15 protein-coding genes and 2 pseudogenes are annotated in these 19,938 nt (G+C 67.6%); 16 read left to right on the top strand and 1 reads right to left on the bottom strand.

Features of this window, described 5'->3' with window-relative positions; all coding sequences use genetic code 11:
* Positions 1-81: 81 nt before the first annotated feature.
* The 13 genes and pseudogenes from ACWHYQ_RS16640 to ACWHYQ_RS16580 all read left to right on the top strand — a co-directional run.
* Positions 82-2,079 carry a PAS domain S-box protein gene (locus tag ACWHYQ_RS16640; protein WP_447973226.1) on the top strand — a complete coding sequence of 666 codons (1,998 nt, stop codon included), beginning with the start codon at positions 82-84 and terminating at the stop codon, positions 2,077-2,079.
* Position 2,080: 1 nt separating this feature from the next.
* On the top strand, positions 2,081-3,478 hold the full coding sequence (locus tag ACWHYQ_RS16635) for a sigma-54-dependent transcriptional regulator (RefSeq protein ID WP_447973225.1): 1,398 nt from the start codon (positions 2,081-2,083) through the stop codon (positions 3,476-3,478).
* A 318-nt stretch (positions 3,479-3,796) separates the two neighbouring features.
* Positions 3,797-4,813 (top strand): isocitrate/isopropylmalate dehydrogenase family protein, encoded by a 1,017-nt coding sequence (locus tag ACWHYQ_RS16630; protein ID WP_447973224.1) that lies wholly within the window; start codon positions 3,797-3,799, stop codon positions 4,811-4,813.
* Positions 4,814-4,823: 10 nt separating this feature from the next.
* Entirely contained in the window at positions 4,824-5,180 is a 357-nt protein-coding gene (locus tag ACWHYQ_RS16625) for an isocitrate dehydrogenase (RefSeq protein WP_447973223.1), read from the top strand.
* 83 nt (positions 5,181-5,263) lie between these two features.
* Positions 5,264-6,061 (top strand): sulfate adenylyltransferase subunit CysD, encoded by a 798-nt coding sequence (gene cysD, locus ACWHYQ_RS16620; RefSeq protein ID WP_447973222.1) that lies wholly within the window; start codon positions 5,264-5,266, stop codon positions 6,059-6,061.
* A gap of 153 nt (positions 6,062-6,214) precedes the next feature.
* Positions 6,215-7,225 (top strand): L-threonylcarbamoyladenylate synthase, encoded by a 1,011-nt coding sequence (locus ACWHYQ_RS16615; protein WP_447973221.1) that lies wholly within the window; start codon positions 6,215-6,217, stop codon positions 7,223-7,225.
* 21 nt (positions 7,226-7,246) lie between these two features.
* On the top strand, positions 7,247-7,648 hold the full coding sequence (locus ACWHYQ_RS16610) for a response regulator (protein WP_447973220.1): 402 nt from the start codon (positions 7,247-7,249) through the stop codon (positions 7,646-7,648).
* Positions 7,649-8,411: 763 nt separating this feature from the next.
* A complete protein-coding gene (locus ACWHYQ_RS16605) occupies positions 8,412-9,284 on the top strand; it encodes an alkaline phosphatase family protein (RefSeq protein ID WP_447973219.1) in 873 nt (290 codons plus the stop codon).
* Positions 9,285-9,366: 82 nt separating this feature from the next.
* Positions 9,367-9,708: a hypothetical protein gene (locus ACWHYQ_RS16600; RefSeq protein WP_447973218.1), complete on the top strand. Its 342-nt coding sequence runs from the start codon at positions 9,367-9,369 to the stop codon at positions 9,706-9,708.
* Positions 9,709-9,738: 30 nt separating this feature from the next.
* On the top strand, positions 9,739-12,111 hold the full coding sequence (locus ACWHYQ_RS16595) for a hypothetical protein (RefSeq protein ID WP_447973217.1): 2,373 nt from the start codon (positions 9,739-9,741) through the stop codon (positions 12,109-12,111).
* Positions 12,112-12,127: 16 nt separating this feature from the next.
* Entirely contained in the window at positions 12,128-13,816 is a 1,689-nt protein-coding gene (locus tag ACWHYQ_RS16590) for an IPT/TIG domain-containing protein (RefSeq protein WP_447973216.1), read from the top strand.
* A gap of 95 nt (positions 13,817-13,911) precedes the next feature.
* Positions 13,912-14,484 (top strand): hypothetical protein, encoded by a 573-nt coding sequence (locus ACWHYQ_RS16585; RefSeq protein ID WP_447973215.1) that lies wholly within the window; start codon positions 13,912-13,914, stop codon positions 14,482-14,484.
* Positions 14,485-14,500: 16 nt separating this feature from the next.
* Positions 14,501-14,788 (top strand): annotated as a pseudogene (locus ACWHYQ_RS16580) (Na-translocating system protein MpsC family protein); the annotation flags it as partial.
* A gap of 7 nt (positions 14,789-14,795) precedes the next feature.
* Here the strand turns inward: ACWHYQ_RS16580 and ACWHYQ_RS16575 are convergent.
* Positions 14,796-15,488 carry an AAA family ATPase gene (locus ACWHYQ_RS16575; RefSeq protein ID WP_447973214.1) on the bottom strand — a complete coding sequence of 231 codons (693 nt, stop codon included), beginning with the start codon at positions 15,486-15,488 and terminating at the stop codon, positions 14,796-14,798.
* Positions 15,489-15,669: 181 nt separating this feature from the next.
* On the opposite strand from ACWHYQ_RS16575, the gene ACWHYQ_RS16570 reads away from it, so the two are divergent.
* The 3 genes and pseudogenes from ACWHYQ_RS16570 to glmS all read left to right on the top strand — a co-directional run bounded on the left by ACWHYQ_RS16570 (position 15,670) and on the right by glmS (position 19,895).
* On the top strand, positions 15,670-16,359 hold the full coding sequence (locus ACWHYQ_RS16570; RefSeq protein ID WP_447973213.1) for a DUF502 domain-containing protein: 690 nt from the start codon (positions 15,670-15,672) through the stop codon (positions 16,357-16,359).
* A gap of 86 nt (positions 16,360-16,445) precedes the next feature.
* Positions 16,446-17,897 (top strand): annotated as a pseudogene (gene glmU, locus ACWHYQ_RS16565) (bifunctional UDP-N-acetylglucosamine diphosphorylase/glucosamine-1-phosphate N-acetyltransferase GlmU); the annotation flags it as partial.
* A gap of 168 nt (positions 17,898-18,065) precedes the next feature.
* Entirely contained in the window at positions 18,066-19,895 is a 1,830-nt protein-coding gene (glmS, locus tag ACWHYQ_RS16560; protein WP_447973212.1) for a glutamine--fructose-6-phosphate transaminase (isomerizing), read from the top strand.
* The last annotated feature ends 43 nt before the right edge of the window (positions 19,896-19,938 follow it).

Raw genomic sequence — 19,938 nt, 5'->3', positions numbered from 1 at the left:
GGACGCGGTTGACGCACGTTCGATACCGCTCATCTCTCGCGCGACGATCCACACCTGCATGACGGACGCTTCGAGGGATTCATGACCCAACCGAACCGGCCCAAGGCCACTCCTGCGGCAAAGACGGCGGGACCGCTGGCGACGGCGGACCTGCTGGCCTGGCTCGGCGAGAGCGCGCCTGGGGGTATGGCGGTTTTGTGTGACGGCGCCGTGGTTTTCGAGAGCCGCGGGTTCGGGGAGCAGCTTCCGGACCACCCCGAGCCCGTGGCGGACGGGCCCGGCGACGCAGGCACGACGCTCCCGCCGGCGACCCGCCGCCGGGTTTTGGCGGACGCCGAAGCGTGGAGCGGGTGCCCGGGCGGGGAGCGCGGGCGCCGCCGCTATCGCAGTCTGCCTGGTTCCAGCCCGCGCCGGCTGTATGAGGCGCGCTTCACCGCGGTTCCCTTTCACGGGAAGCGGGCCGTTCAGATTGTCCTGGAGGACGTCACCTGGCAGGAGCAGCTCGCCGCGGAGGCGACCTCGGCCGAGCGCTTCCAATCGGTCCTCGCCCGCCTCGGCGCGCTGGCCGTCAGCGGCGCCCCGGTGCAGGTGATCATGAACGAGGCGGTGCAGTTGACGGCGGAGGCGCTGCACGTCGAGCTGTGCAAGATCCTGATCCCGCGCGAGTCCGATGAGCACCTCTACCTGGTCGCGGGCGTCGGCTGGCGCGACGGGTTGATCGGCAGCCTGACGGTCGAGGGCGGGACGCATTCCCAGGCCGGCTATGCGATCCGGGAGCGCCGGCCGGTCGTCGTCCGGGACCTGCGGACAGAGACCCGCTTCACGCCCTCACGGCTCCTCTCCGAGCACGGGGGAATCTCGGGCATGAGCGCCCCTATGATGGTCCAGGACCGGGTTTACGGCGTCATGGGGGCCCATTGCAAGGCAGTCCGCGAGTTCTCCAACAAGGAGCTCGAGTTTCTCTGCTCGGTCGCGAACACGGTGGCCACGGTCCTGGAACGCTGGCGGCGGGAGGAAACCCAGTTGCAGCTCTACCACCGGCTGTTCGAGCTGGTGCAGGACGGGATCATGCTCACCGACACCGAGGGCCGCCTGCTCGAATGGAACCCGGCGATGGAGCGAATGACGGGCTGGACACGCGAGGAAGTCATCGGACGGACCCCCGCCGTGCTCAAGTCCGGGAAGCACCCTCCAGACTTCTACGAGCGGCTGTGGCAGACGATCCGCTCGGGGCATGCGTTCGTGGATCGCTTCGTCAACCGGCGCAAGGACGGCTCCGAGTTCCTGGTCTGGGAAAGCGTAAGCCCCGTCAAGGACCCGGACGGCGCGATTCGGTACTACCTGGCGATCCTCACCGATCTGACCGAGCGGGAGCAGATGCTGGAGGTGCTGCGCCACGCGGAGCAGGTCAAGCTGGTCGGGCAACTGGCCGGCGGCATCCTCCATGAGATCCGAAATCCCCTCATCGGCATTGGGAGCCTGGCCACGCATCTGGCCGCGCAGACGAGCCTCGACGCGGGCGTGCGGGACCGATGCCGGCTGATCGCCCAGGAGGCCAGCCGCATTGATCAGATCCTGGAGTCGCACCTGGCCCAACTGCCCCCTCGCCCCTTCGACTTCGAGCCCTGCGATCTGCCGGCCCTGCTCGATGACACCTTGGCGCTGCTCCGCACGAAGCTGCGCACGAGCAAGGTGACGGTGACCACGCAGGTGAGCCCGCGGCTCCCGCTAGTCGAGGCGTCGCGCGGGCACCTGCAGCAGGTCTGGCTCAATATCCTGATGAACGCGGTGGAGGCCATGCCCGGGGGCGGCCACCTGATCATCGGGATCGCCGCCGCGGTCAGGGGCGTGGACGGGGTCCTCATGTCGTTCCAGGACTCGGGCTGCGGGATCGCCCCCGAGGACCTGGAGCGGATCTACGAGCCCTTCTTCACGAGCGGGAAGGCCCGGGGGGTCGGCTTGGGACTCACGATCAGCCGGGACATCGTGCAGCGTCACGGCGGCCAGCTCACGATCGCCAATGCGCCGGAGCGTGGGGCGCGGGTCGAGATCTGGTTGCCGGCCAAGCAGGAGGGCTGACGTGGTGTGGACGATTCTCCTCGTCGAGGATGAACGATCGGTCCGGGAGGCGTTTGCGCTGCGCCTGCAGGACGCCGGCTATACGGTCCAGGTGGCGGCCTCGGGCGAGGAGGCCCTCGCCGCGCTCCAGACCACGGAGCCCGACGTAATGGTGCTGGACCTCGTCATGCCCCACCTGTCCGGGCTGGAGGTGCTGGCGCGGGCCCGCCAGATCGCGCCGGATCTCCCGGTCATCGTCTTGACTGCCCGCGGGACCGTCAAGGATGCGGTGGAGGCGATGCGGCTCGGTGCCTACGACTTCATCGCCAAGTCCATCGAGATGGAGGATCTGCTCCTGGCGCTCCGGCGGGCGACCGAGCTGCTGGCGCTGACCCGGCGGATGCGGCTGCAGAACGGCCAGGAGAGCGAACGGTACGCGCTGGACCACGTCATCGCCGCCAGCCCAGCGATGCAGGATCTGATGCGGCAGGTCCGGGAGGTGGCGCGGAGCGACCAGGTGACCGTCCTCCTGCAGGGCGAGACCGGCACCGGCAAGCAGTTCACGGCCCGGGTCATCCATTACAACAGCCCGCGGGCCAGCCGGCCCTACGTCGAGGTGGATTGCCCGGCCATCCCGCGGGAGCTGTTCGAGAGCGAACTGTTCGGCCACGAGAAGGGGGCGTTCACGGGCGCCGTGGGCCGCAAGTGCGGGCTCATCGAGCTGGCCGAAGGCGGCACGGTCCTGTTCGACGAGATCGGGGATCTGCCGCTCGGGCTGCAGACGAAGCTCCTTCGGGTGATCGAAGAGCGCAGCCTCCGTCGCGTCGGGGCCACGACGACGACCCCAATCGACGTGCGATTCATGGCCGCGACCAACCGCGACCTGAAGGCGGCGGTGGCCAAGGGCGAGTTTCGCGAAGATCTCTATTTCCGCCTGAACGTGGTGACCCTCAAAGTCCCGGCCCTGCGCGAGCGGCGGGAGGACATCATCCCGTTGGCCGAGCAGTTCCTGGTACGTTCCGCGCTGGCCTTGCGGAAGCCGGTGCGGGCCCTGAGCCCTACGGCCCGCGACCTGCTCCAGGCGTACGACTTCCCTGGCAACGTGCGCGAGCTGAGCAACCTCATCGAGCGGGCGGTCATGTTCTGCTCCGGCTCGAGCGTCGAGCCTGCCCATTTCCCCGCGGATCTGCTGGCGGGAGCGCCGCCGGCGTCCGTCTCGCCCGCCGCGGGCTCCGACCCGCCCCCTGGGGCGGATCCCCTGTGCGTGGAGCTTCGTTTCCGGGTCGGCGAGCAGTCCCTGGCTGACCTGCAGGACCGCATCATTCAGGAAGTGCTGGCTCGTGCGGGCGGGAATAAGACCCTGGCCGCCAAATACCTCGGCATCACCCGCTGGACCCTCGACCGCCGCCGCAGGCCGTAACTCGCTCCGCGCTCCTCAACCGTGGGACCTACCGTGCCTTGGTTCCTGGGTGCGGTCGGAGGGGGCGTGCAGCGCCGCACCGGGTCGGCGTGCGCGCCGTGTGCCGGCGCACCGCCCGTGGCCCCGCCCTCTGCGGCTTAGGCGGGGCGTGGCTCTTGCCGTGCCCGTGTCTGGCTGATTTCTCAGCCGAATCAATAAGTTGATGGCATTGCCTGCGCCGGACTCGACGGCGCGGACGCTGGAACCGACCTTGCACGGTTCCAGCCGACCTCCCCAGGGGATCCGGGCGCAAGGGGTGTGAACGAAGGAGGCGACGTGATGGCAAAGCACGTAGTGACGATGATTCCGGGCGAAGGCACCGGCCCGGAGATCTGCGAAGCGGTGCGCATGGTCATTGACGCCAGTGGCGTGAACATTCAGTGGGAGTACGAGGAGATCGGCCTCGACTGTCTGGAAAAGTACGGCACGCTCCTGCCGGACAAGACGGTCCAGAGCATCGCGAAGAACAGGGTGGCGCTCAAGGGCCCGACGACCACGCCGATCGGGACCGGTCACAAGAGTGCCAACGTCACGTTGCGGAAGGTGTTCGACCTCTACGCGAACGTCCGTCCCGTGCGGCTGATCCCCGGGCTGAAGCGCCCTTGGGACAAGCTGGACATCATCAACTTCCGGGAGAACACCGAGGACTCGTACGCCGCCATCGAGCACATGGTCTCCGACGAGGTCGCGCAGTGCCTGAAGGTGATCACCTGGCCGGGGTCCTACCGGATCGCGGACTTCGCCTTGAAGTGGGCGCGGGACAACGGTCGGAAGAAGGTGTACTGCGTGCACAAGGCGAACATCATGAAGATGACGGACGGCCTGTTTCTCGAAGCCTTCCGCGCGGCGGCGAAGAAGTATCCAGACCTCGAGACCGGCGACATTATCGTGGATAACTGCGCGATGCAGTTGGTCCGGAATCCCGGCCAGTTTGACTGTCTGGTCCTGCCCAACCTGTACGGCGACATCCTGACCGACCTCTGCGCTGGGTTGATGGGCGGGCTCGGCTTCGCGCCTGGTGCCAACGTCGGCGACGCCTGCGCGATCTTTGAAGCCGTCCATGGATCGGCACCGAAGTATGCGGGCCTGAAGAAGGTTAATCCGTCGGCCGTGCTCCTCTCGGGCGTGATGATGCTCCGCTGGCTGAATGAAAAGGAGGCCGCGGACCGGATCGAGCGGGCGATGTACCAGGTGCTGGAGGAGGGGAAGCGGGTCACCTACGACGTGGGCGGGACCGCCAAGACGGACGAGTACGCGCAGGCCATCATTGACAAGATGCACGCGGCGCGGAAGTGAGGAGGAGACGATGCCGACGTTGACGCAAGAAGCGATCGCCACCAAGAAGAAGAGGGAGATCAAACTGGTCGGGGTGGATGTCTATATCATCACGGAGAAGGGCATCCCGCAGTTTCCCGACGGGGAATTCGGTCCCTTCGCGTGCGAGTTCATCTCAAACCGGGGAACGAAGGTGTGGCCGGGGTTCGTCAGCCCGGACCTCCTGTTGGTGAACTGGTACCGCTGCCGGTTCCTCGCCACGCGGGAGGTGCAGGACGCGGACGTGAACGCGTTCCTCGACGCGCTGACGAAGCGGGGCTGGTGGTGGTCCGCAGCGCAGAAGCTGTGGACCTACGATGGCGAGCCGGGTTACAGCAAGGCCTACTGAGCGACCAACGCGCGGCTGCGAATCGGGGCCGGGCGGCTGCCGGGCTCGCATGGCCCTGTATGTCAGGAGCCAGGAGGGTGCCGATGCGCCACCTGCGGGACCTGGAAGATCAGAGCGTCTACATCCTACGTGAGGCGTACCAGCATTTCGAGCGCCTCGCCATGCTCTGGTCGATGGGCAAGGATTCGACGGTCTTGCTCTGGCTCGCCCGCAAAGCGTTCGTCGGCCATGTCCCCTTCCCGCTCGTCCACATCGACACGGGTTATGAGATGCCGGCGCTCATCGAGTATCGCGACCGGCTGTGCCGCGAGTGGCGGCTCCGGCTGGTGGTCGGGCAGAATCGGGCCGCGCTGGCCGCGGGGATGCACCCCGCTCGGGGGCGGGTCGCCTGCTGCACGGCGCTCAAGATCGAGGCGCTCCGGCAGACGATCGAGGCCGAAGGCTACACCGCCATCATTCTCGGGATTCGCGCGGACGAGGAGGGCACCCGAGCCAAGGAACGCTATTTCTCCCCGCGGGACAGGCACGGCGAGTGGGACTTCCGGGAACAGCCGCCGGAGTTGTGGGACCAGTTCAAGACCGACTTCCCTCCCGGGACGCACATCCGCGTGCATCCTTTGCTGGACTGGACCGAGCTGGACATCTGGGAATACATCCGGCTCGAACGCATCCCCTTGCCGGACCCGTATTTCGATCGGGGAGACGGCCGGCGCTATCGAAGCCTCGGGTGCGTTCCCTGCACCGGGTCGGTCTGCTCGACGGCCTCCACCGTGGACGACATCATCGCGGAGCTGCGCGTCACCACGACCGCGGAACGGGCCGGGCGGGCCCAGGACGAGGGGCGCGGGATGGAGCTGCTCAGGAAATTGGGCCACATGTAGCGCACGGGCGTTCTGGAGGCGGCCGCGGTCCGCCGCTGCGGGATTCGCAGGGGCCTCGGGCGCGGCGACGGGAGGGCGCAGGCGGAACGGCGGTGCCGGCCCAGGTCTGCGATGCGTGCGGCGCCTACGCGAATCTCCAGAGGGGGATGGCCGGTGGACAAGGCAACGGTGCTTCCGGCAGGGGAACCCGCCTCCATCGCGATCGCAGCGGACGTCATCAGGGCCGGCGGGCTCGTCGCGTTTCCCACCGAGACGGTGTATGGGCTGGGCGCAAACGCCATGGATCCGCAGGCCGTGGCGAAGGTCTTCGAGGCCAAGCAGCGCCCGCGGTTCGATCCGCTGATCGTGCACGTAGCCGACCGCGAAGCCCTGGAACGGCTCGTCCTCGAGGTCGATCCGCTGGCCCGCCAGTTGATCGCTAAATTTTGGCCCGGCCCGCTGACGCTGGTGCTGCCGAAGCGGCCGTGCGTGCTCGACCTGGTGACCGCTGGCCTGCCGACCGTCGCCGTCAGGATGCCGGCTCATCCAGTGGCGCAGGCGTTGCTCCGACAGGCGGGCACGCCGATCGCGGCGCCGAGCGCGAATCCGTTCGGCTCGTTGAGCCCGACGCACGTCCAACACGTTCAGGACACGCTTGGCGGGCGCGTTGATGTGATCCTCGATGGGGGGGCCTGCCCGATCGGAGTGGAATCCACGATCGTGTCGCTCGCGGCCGACCCGCCGCAGTTGCTTAGGCCTGGTGCGGTCCCTTCCGAGAGCATCAAGAAGGTGGTTGGAGCCCTCGCGCGCGTGCGGAGCGCGGAGCTGCGACCACTGGCGCCGGGCCTGCTCCCTCGTCATTATGCGACGAGGACGCCGCTGCACCTGCTGCCCCACCGCGGCGCGCTCCCGGCCTGCGATTCCGGCGAGCGGATCGGCCTCCTCGCCTTCTCGGTGCTGCGGGCCCCCGGCCCCTACGCGGCCATCGAGGTCCTGTCCGAGCACGGGAGCCTTGTGGAAGCGGCGCGCAACCTGTTTGCTACGCTGCACCGCCTCGACAGCTTAGCCCTCGACCGTCTGTACGCGGAGCCCTGTGGGGAGCGCGGCTTGGGCGCGGCGATCATGGATCGGTTGCGCCGCTGCGCGGAGCCGCTTCTCTGTGGTGCCCGCACCGGCCCGGCTTAGGAGCGCTGAGCCCGGCTTCTCATGGCGAGCATGTCGTCGAAAGCCCGGCGGCGGATCCTGGTGGTGGACGACGATTCGGAAAGTCGCCGTCTCGTGTGTAACCTCCTGTCGCAGTTGCAATGTGACCCGCTGGAGGTTGCGTCAGGCCAGGAGGCGCTGAAGTTGCTTCGGCAAGGAGGCATAGACATGGTGCTGTTGGATCTGGTGATGCCGACCATGGATGGGCTGGCGACGCTGCGCGAAATCAGGCAGTACGACCGTAACCTCTCCGTGTTCATGATGAGCGCACTGATGACCCCTGAACTGGGGCGGCTCATGCAGCAGAAAGGCGCACAGGGCTGGCTTGATAAGCCTGTGCAGCGACATACGCTCTCCATGGCGCTGCTGTCCATTGCGCTTCCATCCGGGTTTGCCGACAGCTAGAGGCCTGCCTAGCCGGTGAAGACTGGGTGCGCCGTCGGCTTCAGAAGACCACTCCCGAGACGTTCGGCGCCGGCAACAAGATCTCCCATAACGTGGTGGGCTGCCTGGTGGTCATGGTCGGCGCCCCAGAGCGATCTGCGGCGGAGACTGCCCCCGCAAGCCGATGCGCCTACTCTTCGTGGTCGAGGCTCCGCGACAGAACCTGGAGATGCTGATCGGGCGCCATACGATCCTGCCACGGTTCTATAACCACCGCTGGGTCTACCTCGTGGCACTGGAGCCGGACGAGCGGGCCTTCTACGGGACTGTCCAGGGGGTGGATGGGACTGCGGGGACAGAGCGCAATGAGTGTAGACGGCTGGAGACTGGTCCAGACGTGCGCGGGTGCGTGCGTCCCGTGCGGCGATGCACCGGCCCGCGTGCGCCGACGCACCGGCGGCGGCGCTTAAGAGAACCTGCCCTGACAGCCGAGTCCGGACGTTCGACCGAAATCCTAGACCCATGGGTGCAATTCGTTCGGCTCAGCGCTGGCCACGTAACCCGCAGGGCTGGGCGTATTGCCTGGCATCCGACTTGCGTGAAGCGTGCGTGAATCACGGGGGACCGTCGCGTGGACTGGCGGCCGATCGCGCGAACAGTATGCCTGCTGCTCGGATGGTGGTTGGCGATGGCTTCTGAAGCTGACAGTCAGTCGCCATTTCGCAGCGAGGCTTCGGTCGCCGCAGCTCTGAGCCCGCGTGCAGCAGGCCCGGCTGAGTACGTCGTGTTGCTCGTGCTCGAGGGGGTGGATCGCGCAGCCTTCGCCTCCGGCCTCGCACCGACCCTGTCTCACCTCGCCAAGGAGGGGGCGGTCACCTGGTTGGCGACCGCTGTCAGACCTCTCGGGCGCCTGCCGACGATGGCCTCGCTCCTGACCGGGCTCCCGGTTGAGCAGCACGGGATTGACTGGGATGTCTTTGATTTCATCCGCGGCTATCCCCGGCCGCCGACGTTGTTCGACTACTTGGATCTGAGCGGCGGGCGGGACAGCGCGGTGTTCCTGATGGACGAATCCCTCAACCAACTGGCTAAGCCGACGCCCTATACGGATTACCAGGTGTGCGGGGCGCTGCGGCCCGAGTGCAGTCCCGCTACTGTGGTCCGCTATATCCGCGAGTATTTTCGAAAGGCGACCAGCGGGCACGGTTACGGCCACGCGATCGAGGCCTTGCCACATTGCCTGCTGGTGCACCTTCCTGAGCCGGGGCGCGTGGGGAAGGCGTACGGATGGACCTCGAGGGAATACCGCGAGGCCCTGCGGGCGGTGGACGGGGCGACGGGTGCCGTGCTGGATCTCTATCGGGAGCTTGGGCTGCTTGTGCGCACCGTGGTGTTTGTTACCGCGTTGAGCGGCGCCGGCGGGACTGACGCGGAACCGCCCTCGGCCGGAGGGACAAGTCTGCCGCGCGTGCCCTGGATCGCCTGGGGGGCGGGGATCAAAGCCGGCTATACGATCAAGGAGCCGGTCTCGATCATGGATACGGGCGCGACTGTGCTCCGCGCGCTTGGGTTGGAGACCTATACTGAGTGGAAGAGTCACGTGGTCGAGGACATTTTCCAGGCCCCTCGCGCGGCCCAGGGGGACCATGCGCCGTAAATACCGAAGCCAGCTCTCGGGAACACTGCGAGCCTTAGCGCTGGGCCTCCTTGTGGTCCTTCAAACTGCACAGACAGCGCCGGTGTCGGATCAAGCTGGCCTGCGGGAGCATACGATCACGATTGACCCGACCCAGATCTCTCCGCCGACCTGGTGGCACGTCCCGGGGCTCACCCCGCTCATCTGGAGCCTGGACCCCGAGAGCACGGACGCGTTTCGGACTGGCGAGCCGCACGAACTCCGGGTGAAGCCTGGGCGCTACTGGTTCGGCACCTTTACGTTTGATTTCCCCTTCCTCGTGACGGAGGAAGGCACGGTGGATTTTTCGACGGCGCTCGATCAGTGCGTAGCCGGGCGCGGCACCAGCACCCTGTCCGTTCGTTGTGGACGCACGCAGCCTTACAGCGGCCAGCCAGAGTACTGACGGAGCAGGGGGGGAGCGGAGGGGGCGACGGTGAAGAAACGAGTGATCGTCGGGTTGGTGCTCGTGGCAACGCTGTTGTGGGGAGAGAGCCTGCTTGCTGGATCGGCCAAGCCTGGCGCCCCTGTGCATGCAGATGAGCTGGGTCGTCTGGTTCTGCGGTATGCGGAGGCGCTTGCCGCAGGTCGGCTTACCGACTGGGCTACGCTCGACCTCGGATGTGTCAGCCGGTCCCGAGGGGGATTGCCGCCGGCGTCGCTGGAGGCCAAGCCACAAGCGCCGCAAGCCTGCTGGGCCGACACAATGCAGGTCCACCGCACGTTGGTCACAGATGATCCAGAGCAAGGCATTTTCAACGCTCAAGGCCGTGGTCTCGGGTTCGGGTTGATCGCCGAGCAGCATCGGACCGCGGATGCCTGGAAGGACTATCCGCCGGGCCTGTTCCTCTCGCCCGCCATCGTCGGGGACGCCCGGCCCCAGGTTGCGATCAAGAAGGTTTGGCCCGCTCGACCGATCGCGGTTCAACGGAAGGGGGAGGACCCCCTGGCGGTCCGAGGGACCATGGTGGAGCTCCTTGTGACTTACCCCGACCCCCTCACTGCGCCGCTGGCTCTCAGGCCAAACGAAGTCTGGTGGGCGACCGGCACGGTCCGCCGGTACGGTCCTGTGCGGACCCTGCGCGTGCGCTTCGTGGTCGTGACCGGGTTGCGCCAGCACGGATATCCCATGGACGCTGCCGTGGTGAACGAAGCGCTTACGGATACGCCGCAGATTCCTGGAACCCGATACGGTCTCGATCAGGACAATATCGGGCGCGCGTTCGATCGTCCCGGTGATTCGTCGTCGCCGCTCCCTGTCAACGGCGGGCTGGTTCTGGGTTCGGTGCGTTGGTGGACCAAGGCGGACGCAGCCGACCGCTTTGCAGCCAGTCTCGAGCGGGCCCGGCACTTGCCGGACTTGGCCGAGCGGCTGGCGTTGCTCAGGCGGCTCTTGCTGGTCGATCCGGAGGATACCGAGACGAACGCCCTGCTCGGCGGCGAACTGTATCGCTTGTTTCTGGCCCAAGGGCTGAGCAAAAGCGGCATAAACGCGCTAAGTGAGGCGGTTAGATCCCGCCTGGCGGAGCTCTATTGGAACATTCAGGCCCCGACCTGGCGTCAGGAGCTGACGGCAACTGCGACAGGCAATGAGCCCGCCGCGGATGCGCTGTACGGCGCCCTGGGCGCGCTGGAGGTCGTAGCAAGCCACAGGCGGGCGGATGCAGAGACACGCCGCCGGCTCGGGGCGCTGTATCGGTGGAATGGTGATGCGGAGGAAGCCGTGAGGCAGCACGAGGGCCTGCTCGCGGAGGTCCTGGCCGCCGAGCCGGCGCGCCGCGGCGCGCTCTTGTCGGAGCTGGCATGGGATCGGATCCAGTGGCTGGCCTGGAATCGCCGGTATGAGCACCCGTGGTTAGGCCAGGCGACGCGCGAGGCCGAACAGGCGCTAGAACTGGCGGAGTCCCCGTTGGAAAAGGTCGTTGCAGCGCACGCGCTGCTGACCCTGGAGGCGCTGTCCCCAGACCGCAAGCCGGAGGCGCTGCAGGCCAGGCTGCGCACCATGAAGGAGTGGCACGATCGGCTCGCGGGCGTGGCCGGGGTGTGGGCGCATCTGGTCGGCAATGATCTGGTCAAGGCCCTGGTGCCCGAAGGCGCGCAGGTGACGCTGCCCACGCCGGTCCGGTCGCCCGAAGTGCTTGATGTCGCCGTCCACGCGTCCCCACCGGCACAGGATCTGTTGCGGGCATGGGACTTCGACCGTGAGCCTCCGGGCGCCGCTCCTCATGGATTCCTTCTAGCGGCTTGGCCGAACGGAAGTCGGGCCGACTGGCGCATCGTCGCCGATCCGCAGGCCCCAAGTGCGCCCCACGTGCTCGCGGTCGATGCCACCTGTGCCGGAGCCGATTGCGTCCAGATGATCCTGACCGACGAGGCGACCTTCGACTATGTGGATGTGGTGGTCCGGCTCAAGCTGGATGAGCATCAGCCTGGGCGGGCCGGAATCGTCGTGGGCGGGCGGGACAAGGAGGTGTTCTACGCGGCGACGGTGAACGCCGGCGTGAGCGAGGTGGCGATTTACCGGATTGAGCGGGGAGCGGTTACGCTTCTTGGCGCGGCTCCTGTCAGACTCGGGCCTGGCGCCTGGCGTCTGTTGCGCCTCCAACGGGAAAACTTCGCGCATCTCAGCCGGCCGCGCCTGGCCCTGTTCCTGGACGGCACCGAAGTCCTGGCGGTGGCGAATGAGCCGATCTGGCAAGGCGGCCGGGTCGGCTTGGTGACGATGGGGACGATGACGGCGGCGTTCGATGCGTTCCACATCCTGCGGCTTGTGTCGAACGAACCGCTGTCACCGGCGGCAGCCTATTGAGGGAGCACCTACGCAGGTGGGCAACGGGCAGAATCGGTCGGCCTTTTACGCGGTATTACTGGGTGGGCTGTTCGCGGCCGTCGGCGGGATGTCCGGTGTCCACGAGAGCGTCGGCGCGGCTCCTACGGTGAGTCCGGAAACCCTGCCGCCCGGCGCGACCCTTACGATCACCGGTAGCGGGTTCGGGCGGTTTGTGTCATCCCAGGTGAACCGGGTCTTGATCGGCGGGCTCCCGGCGCTGGTCCAGCGCTGGGAGCTGGACCGAGTGGAGGTGAAGGTGCCACTCCGGGCTGCCAGCGGTCCCGTCGAGGTGTTCGCGGGACACAAGGGAATCCGGGCGGGCACCGTGACGGTGCGGCAGCCGGAGATCCACGCCGTTGAGCCGGCTGAGGCGGAGCCGGGCACTGTGCTCCGCATCCGTGGTCGGTACTTCGGTCCGACCGCTGGCTCGCAGGACCCGAACGTCATGTTCGGGGTCAATGACGTGCTGATCAGCGGCGAGCCGGCCCGGGCCATCCAGTGGCGCGACGATCTCATTGAGGTGAAGCTGCCGCCTGGAGCGATGTCCGGCCAGGTCGTCGTCCGCCTGGCCTCCTCCGACCCCTTGCGAGACGGGTCTTGTTGCGCGCCGGTGGAATATGCGCTCAGCAATGCGGTGCCGCTGTCGGTCCGACCCGCGGTGCGCGTGGATCCGCTCGCTGGCCCGGTAGGCACGAAGGTGGTCCTGTTCGGCGGGGGCTTTGGATCCAGCAAGGCGCCCGACGACGCGGTCCTCTTTAATGGTCGCCCAGCAACGGTAGCGGAGTGGTCCGACAGCCGAATCGTGGTGCATGTGCCGCTGAACGCCGAGAGCGGCCCGCTGGTGATCCGGCGGGGCGGAACCATACGCACCGTCGGCCTCTTCACGGTGTGGGTCCCGACGGTGACGGGCCTCTCCCCATCGAGCGCACCGATCGGCAGTCTCCTGCGCATCACGGGCGAGCACTTTGGCCAGTACTCAGAAAGCGGGGCGACCCCGTTTGCGTTCCTTGACTTCGACAAGGGCGAGAACGGCGTCGAGATCGGCGGGGTGCCGGCCATTGTCTACCGCTGGCACGACGACAAGATTGACGTGTGGGTGCCCTACAGCGCCAAGAGTGGCCCCGTCGTGATCAAGCGCGGCGCGACGGTTCCGAAGCCCGATGGCTCATGCTGCGCCGAACGGGGCGTGATCCGGGTGGGGGCGGAGCAGTTCCAGGTCGTTACGCCGCGAGTGGAGTCGGTGAGCCCGATGGCCGCGGGCGTGGACGACCTTGTCACGATCAGGGGCGCCGGCTTCGGCGACTTTCTCAGGACATTCGAGGCCACTCAGCCTGGCTTGAACGAAGGGGGACATGAGTTCGCGCTGATTCGGCTCGAGGAGAACGTTGCCCGCACGGAGGTTCTCTTCAACGGTGTGTCTGGGATCATCCAGTCCTGGACTGACAGGGAGATCGTCGTGCGTGTTCCCAGACGGAACGCGTTCGGCATTGGAGGGCCGGGTGTGTTTCACCCCGATCTGCGCGTGGGGCCACTGGTGGTGCGGCGGGGCTCATGGGACCTGCTGCCGGATGGGAGCTGTTGCACCCCCAAGCGATGGGTCAGCGCGGTGGCCGGGGACTTCACCATCTTGCCACAGGGGCTTCCTGACCAGGGCTACTTTGAAGAGCAACCCGGCCGGGACTGATGACCGCGGTCAGATGAAGCGGAGGCCGGGGTCGTGTCTGATCCAGTGCGTCATGGTGCTCGGATCGATCAGCCGGCCCCGACCACGAGACTCCTATGTTGACCGCAAGAAGTCTGTTTGCCAGCGTGGTGGGCACCGCCTGGATCGGCCGTGTGGCCCAGGCAGTGCGACGAAGGCTGCGGCCTCGGGTCAGCAAGCTCGGGCTGGGCCTGGACGGCGTCGTCACGTTGCCGCGGCTGCAAGCCTCTCTGGAGCAGCGCGATGCGGGCCGCCTGCTGGACCACGTCGAGGCCGAATGGACCCTCGCGGAATGGATGCGCAAGCCGACGGGCGTGGATCTGCCCGGGCTGATCCGGTTGCGCATCCTCCGGGAAGCGGCAGGCGGGGAGGCCGGCCGGCTGCGAAGGTTCGCGCGCGGGCTGGCGGGGCTCGGGATCATCCTGGACCTCTGGCGGGGCTCTCTGAGCTGTCTCTGCACCCAATACGAGAGGCCCTTGGGTGTGAGGCTGGACCTCCCGCTCACCTTCTTCGAGTTCTGTGGGCGCTCGGTGCTCCATGAACGGGTGCTGATGGAGACCTTCGCACCCCGGTATCTCGGCCTGCCCGGTCGGCTGGATGTGATCCGGCACGCGCTCCGGTCGGGACGGCACTTGACCACCGCCCCATGAGCACGGGGAACAGGCTATGACGACGGCGGAGCATCACGGGCCGATTGCGGAGGGGATCGCGCGGGCGGTCCAGCAGTTCGAGCGGGACTGGATGGGGATCCGTTACACGGATGTCCGGGTCGTATTGGCGCACGAAGCGGTCTTAATCCGCCTGAGGGGGTGTACTCCGTCCCAGGCCGAGTGGGAGTTGGTCAGAACCCCGCACGGACGCGCCGTGGTGAAGCAGATGTACCGAGCCCTGTTCGACGAATGTCGGGACGAGCTGGCCAAGACAGTCTCGGCCTTGCTCGATGGGCCGGTGCAGGAGGTCTTCATGGACATGAACGTCTGCGCCGGGGAGAAGGTGATCGTCCTGACCCTGGAGGCGGCTCCGAGGGCTGCCCGGTCCTCCGAGCGGGAGCAGCGGCTCGATCCGGGGGCAGATCCAGGAGGCTCATGAGCCGGGCAACCCGCGCGTCCAGCGTGGTCACCTCGCGCTCGAGCAGCAACGTCCGGCACCGCAGCCGCTGGTCGTGACAGAGGCCCAGCACCAAGGCGTTGATGTGCTCGATGTAGGCTTCGTTCAGCGCGGCCTTCCCTTCGTCAGGGACCAGCGGGATGCCGGGCTGGACGACGATCAGCGTGGAGAACAGCTCGTTGGTGACCCGAAAGCAGCGCTCCAGGTAGGCGTCCAAGTCCTGCAACCGCACCTCCGTGTCCCCCCGGATATCGCCCAGGGTGTAGGCCATCATGTCCACCGGGGTCCGGTCCGTAATGAAGGCCCCCGACCCTTCCCGCCACGCCTTCTCGGCTGCCGAGAGAATCTCGTGCTGAACGAGCAGGCGAGTCGCGAACGGCATCGGCTCGGCCGGATCGAGGCCATGCCGCTCGAACACTGCGCTCGTGCCGGTGCGGACAAACGGAATGCCCCCCACTCTGGAGAGCGCCTCTGCCAGCGTGGTCTTGCCAACGCGATGCCCGCCGCAGAGTCCCAGCCCTCTGGCAGGCCCTGAGCCTTCCTTCACCGACATCCCTCCGTCCCTAATCGACTGGCCTCGGCTGTCGCGCGGGGTGCCCAGGGGAGCACCAGACGGCGGGCCTCCGCTCGGTGGGCGCATGGTAGTCCAAGTCATTGAAAATAGCAATAAAAAGGCTTGCGACACCCCCGTAAAGCTTGTATGATGGAGCAGTCGAGGCACAACCCTGGTGAAAACCCTGATAGCCCTGCTCAAACGCTACTTTCTGACCGGCTTGCTGGTCATCACCCCGATCTGGGGCACGGTGCTCGTCCTGAAGACCCTCTTCGTGGCGGTGGACGGCATCCTCGGGGATGTGCTGGCCAAGGTCGTCACTCCGGATTACTACGTGCCAGGCCTGGGCATTCTGGCCCTCGTCCTGCTCATTTTTCTCACCGGGTTGCTCGCCGCCAACATTATCGGCGGCCAGATCGTCCGGCTCTGGGAGGACTGGCTGCACCGGGTGCCGGTGGTGCGCAGCATCTATGCGACCCTCAAGTCCATGATGGATATCCTCTCGTTCAAGGAGCGGGAGAAGTACAACCGCGTCGTCCTGATCCAGTTCCCGAAGAACGGGCACTACTGCTTCGCCTTTGTGACCGGCGTCACGCACGGGCAGGTCCAGGAGGTCTCGCCCGACCCGCTGGTGAACGTGTATGTGCCGACGTCGCCCAACCCCACCTCGGGCTATTTTCTGCTGGTTCCGGAGCGGGAGGTGGTGCCGGTGGACATGAGCGTCGAGGAGGCAATGAAGCTGATCGTCTCCGGCGGCCTCTACTCGCCGCCTGCTGCCCCGGCCGGCGGCTCGCGGCCGCCCGGGCCCAAGGCCGGGCAGCCTGAGCCGGTCCCACGTCCCGATATTGAGGTGCCGATCGCATGACGACGGGGCTTTCCGATATCAAGGTGCCGGCCGCCGCGACCGCGGCCCGGCCGGCGGGGCCGGTCAAGGGATTGGCCGCGATCGTGATGGCGGCGGGCATCGGCAGGCGGATGAAGTCCAAGCTCGTGAAGGTCCTCCACCGGGTCGCGGGCCGACCGATGGTCCTCTACCCGCTGGACCTCGCGCTGAAGCTGGCGGGGGAGGGCGTGACGGTCGTCGTCGGCCGGCAGGGCGACGAGGTGACCGCGGTCGTCGAGGCACATTATGCGGCGGCCGGGTACGGCGGGATGCGCGGCGCTCCGGCGCGCAGGCAGGGCGTGACGGCGAGGGTCCAGACAGCCGTAGACGCCCCGCCGATCCTGATCGCGCGCCAGGAGGAGCAACTCGGTACGGGCCACGCGGTCCAGCAGGCCCGCGAGGCGATCCTGAGGGCGCGCGGCGCTGGCGCGCCGCGCTACCTGATCCTGAACGGCGACACGCCGCTCCTGGCTGAGGCCACGGTCCGCGAGCTGCTGGCGCGGCATGAGCGCGGCGGGGCGACGGTGACCGTGCTGACGGCGATGCTGGACGACCCCTCCGGCTACGGGAGGGTCGTGCGGGACGGAGACGGCCGGGTCCTGCGCATCGTCGAGGACCGCGACGCCTCCGAGGCGGAGGCCCGCATCCGCGAGGTGAACGTCGGGACCTATGTCGTGGAGGGCGTCTTTCTCTTCAAGGCTCTGGACCGGCTGGAGGCGGCGAATGTCCAGGGCGAATACTACCTGACCGACGTGGTCGCGCAGGCGGTCGCGGGCGGCCTGCGCGTCGAGGCCCTGGCGACAGGGGAGCCGGAAGAGGGGTTGGGGATCAACACACGCCAGCAGCTCGCGCTGGCCGAGCGCCTGCTCCGGCGGCAGGTCTGCGAGCGGTGGATGGAGGCCGGCGTGACGATCCTGGACCCGGCCACGACCTGGATCGATGCGGACGTGACGATCGGGCCGGACACGACCATCCATCCGGGGGTGACGCTCGAGGGCCGCACGGTCGTGGGCGGGGACTGCGAGCTGCGGTCCTATGTGCGGATCACCGACAGCCGGCTCGGCAACGGCGTGGTGGTGCAGGACTGCTGCGTGATCCGGGAGGCGACGCTCGAAGACCAGACGACCGTCGGGCCCTTCGCGCACCTGCGGCCTGGGACGGTTGTGCGGCGCAGGGCGAAGGTTGGAAACTTCGTCGAGCTCAAGCAAGCCGACCTCGGTGAGGGCTCCAAGGCGAATCATCTCAGCTATCTGGGGGACGCGCGGATCGGCAAGGACGTCAACATCGGGGCAGGCACGATCACCTGCAATTTCGACGGGGTGCGCAAGCACCGGACGGTCATCGAAGACGGCGCCTTCGTGGGCAGCGACACCCAGTTCATCGCGCCGGTGACGGTCGGCCGCGGCGCGGTCGTGGCGGCGGGCTCGACGATCACGGCGGACGTGCCGGCTGACACGCTGGCGATCGCGCGCGTGCCGCAGGTCAACCGGCCGGGCTGGGCCGCCCGGCACCGGGCCCTGCAAAGCGGCGGGGATCGCGACGCGTCGCGCGGGAAGCGTGAGGCGTACTCCGGTCCAAAGACGCCTCGCGCTTCGCGAGTCGCGAAGGGACAGCCGTTTGTCGCCAAGAAGAAGCCGTCGCGCTCGGTGGCTCGAAAGACCCGCAAACGGGGGAGCGACTGATCGGCGATGTGCGGGATCGTCGGCTATATCGGCAGCCAGTCCGCCGTGCCCATGCTCCTCGAGGGGCTGCGACGGCTCGAGTATCGGGGCTACGACTCGGCCGGGCTCGCCGTGCTGCAGGATGGGGCGCTGGAGGTGCGGCGAGCGCCAGGCAAGCTCGCGAACCTGGAGGCCATCGTGCTGGCGCAGCCGCTCCAGGGCTCGATCGGCATCGCACACACCCGCTGGGCGACCCACGGCAGGCCGTCCGAGGAGAACGCGCACCCGCACCGGTCGGGCGGCTGCGTGGTCGTGCACAACGGCATCATCGAGAACTACCTGCCCCTCAAGCAGGAGCTTCAGGACGCAGGTTTCCGGTTCGAGTCCGAGACCGACACGGAGGTGGTCGCGCACTTGATTCACCGGGCCCTTCGCCGGGGACTGGGTCTGGCGGAGGCGGTTCTGGCTGCGACGAAGCTGATCCGGGGCAGCTACGCGCTCGTCGTCATGGCGGAGAGCGAGCCGGACCGGCTCGTGGCCGCCCGATCGGGCTGCCCGCTGGTCCTCGGGCGTGCGGGCGACTCCGCCTGGATCGCCTCGGACGTGACGGCCATGCTGGCGCACACGCGGGACGTGGTGTTTCTGGAGGAGGGGGACCTGGCGGTGGTGACCCGGGCGGGCGACCGGATCCTGGACCGGCAGGGCCGGCCGGCGGCGCGGCCGACCACGCACATCGTCTGGGATGCGAAGGCGGCCGAGAAAGGCGGCTATCCGCATTTCATGCTCAAGGAGATCCACGAGCAGCCGCAGGCCATCCGGGACACGATGCGGGGGCGCTACCGCTTCGAGAGCGGCACCGCGGACCTGGCCGGCATCGGCCTCGAGCCCGAACAGCTCGCGTCGGCCCGCTCGATCTGGATCGTGGCTTGCGGGACCTCCTGGCACGCGGCCCTCGTGGGGAAGTATCTGTTCGAGGAGCTGCTCCGGATGCCGGTCCAGGTGGATATTGGCTCGGAATTCCGCTACCGCGATCCGCTGGTCCAGAAGGACGACCTGTTCCTGACCATCTCCCAGTCGGGCGAGACGGCCGACACGCTGGCGGCTGCCCGCGAGGCGAAGGCCAAGGGGGCGCGCGTCCTGGCCATCGTGAACGTGGTCGGGAGCACGCTGGCGCGCGAGGCGGACGGCGTGCTCTACACCCACTGCGGGCCAGAGATCGGGGTGGCGTCCACCAAGGCCTTCACGGCCCAGCTCACGGCGTTGTACCTGCTCGGGCTCTGCCTGGCCCGTATGCGCGGGACGCTGACCGCCGACGACGGGCGGGTCTGGCTGGAGCGGTACGTGGCGCTCCCGAGCCTGGTGGAGCAGGTGCTCGCGCGGGAAGGCGAGATCGCCGAGATCGCCGGGCGCTTCGCCGAGAAACGGAACTTCCTGTACCTCGGCCGTGGGATCAACTATCCTATTGCGCTGGAGGGGGCCCTCAAGCTCAAGGAAATCTCCTATATCCATGCGGAGGGCTACGCGGCCGGCGAGATGAAGCACGGCCCGATCGCGTTGATTGACGAGGACATGCCGGTGGTGGTCCTGGCGCCGCGGGACAAGCTGTATGAAAAGACCGTGAGCAACCTGATGGAGGTCAGGGCCCGCCGGGCGCCGGTCATCGCCTTTGTCAGCGCTAGCGAGCGAGAGTTGGGGAGCGTGGCGGACGCGGTGTTCCGGATTCCGGACGTCCCGCCGCTGCTGACCCCGATCCTGTTTGCGGTCGCGCTGCAACTGCTGGCCTATCACGTCGCCGTGCTGCGGGGGACCGACGTGGACCAGCCGCGAAACCTGGCGAAGAGCGTGACGGTAGAATAAGAATAGACGAACGAGGATGCCGTCGGTCATCAGCTAGCGGCGT

The organism is Nitrospira sp. Kam-Ns4a (genome assembly GCF_965152595.1).
The sequence above is the reverse complement of the archived record's forward strand: the minus strand, read 5'-3'. Positions and strand labels throughout refer to the sequence as shown.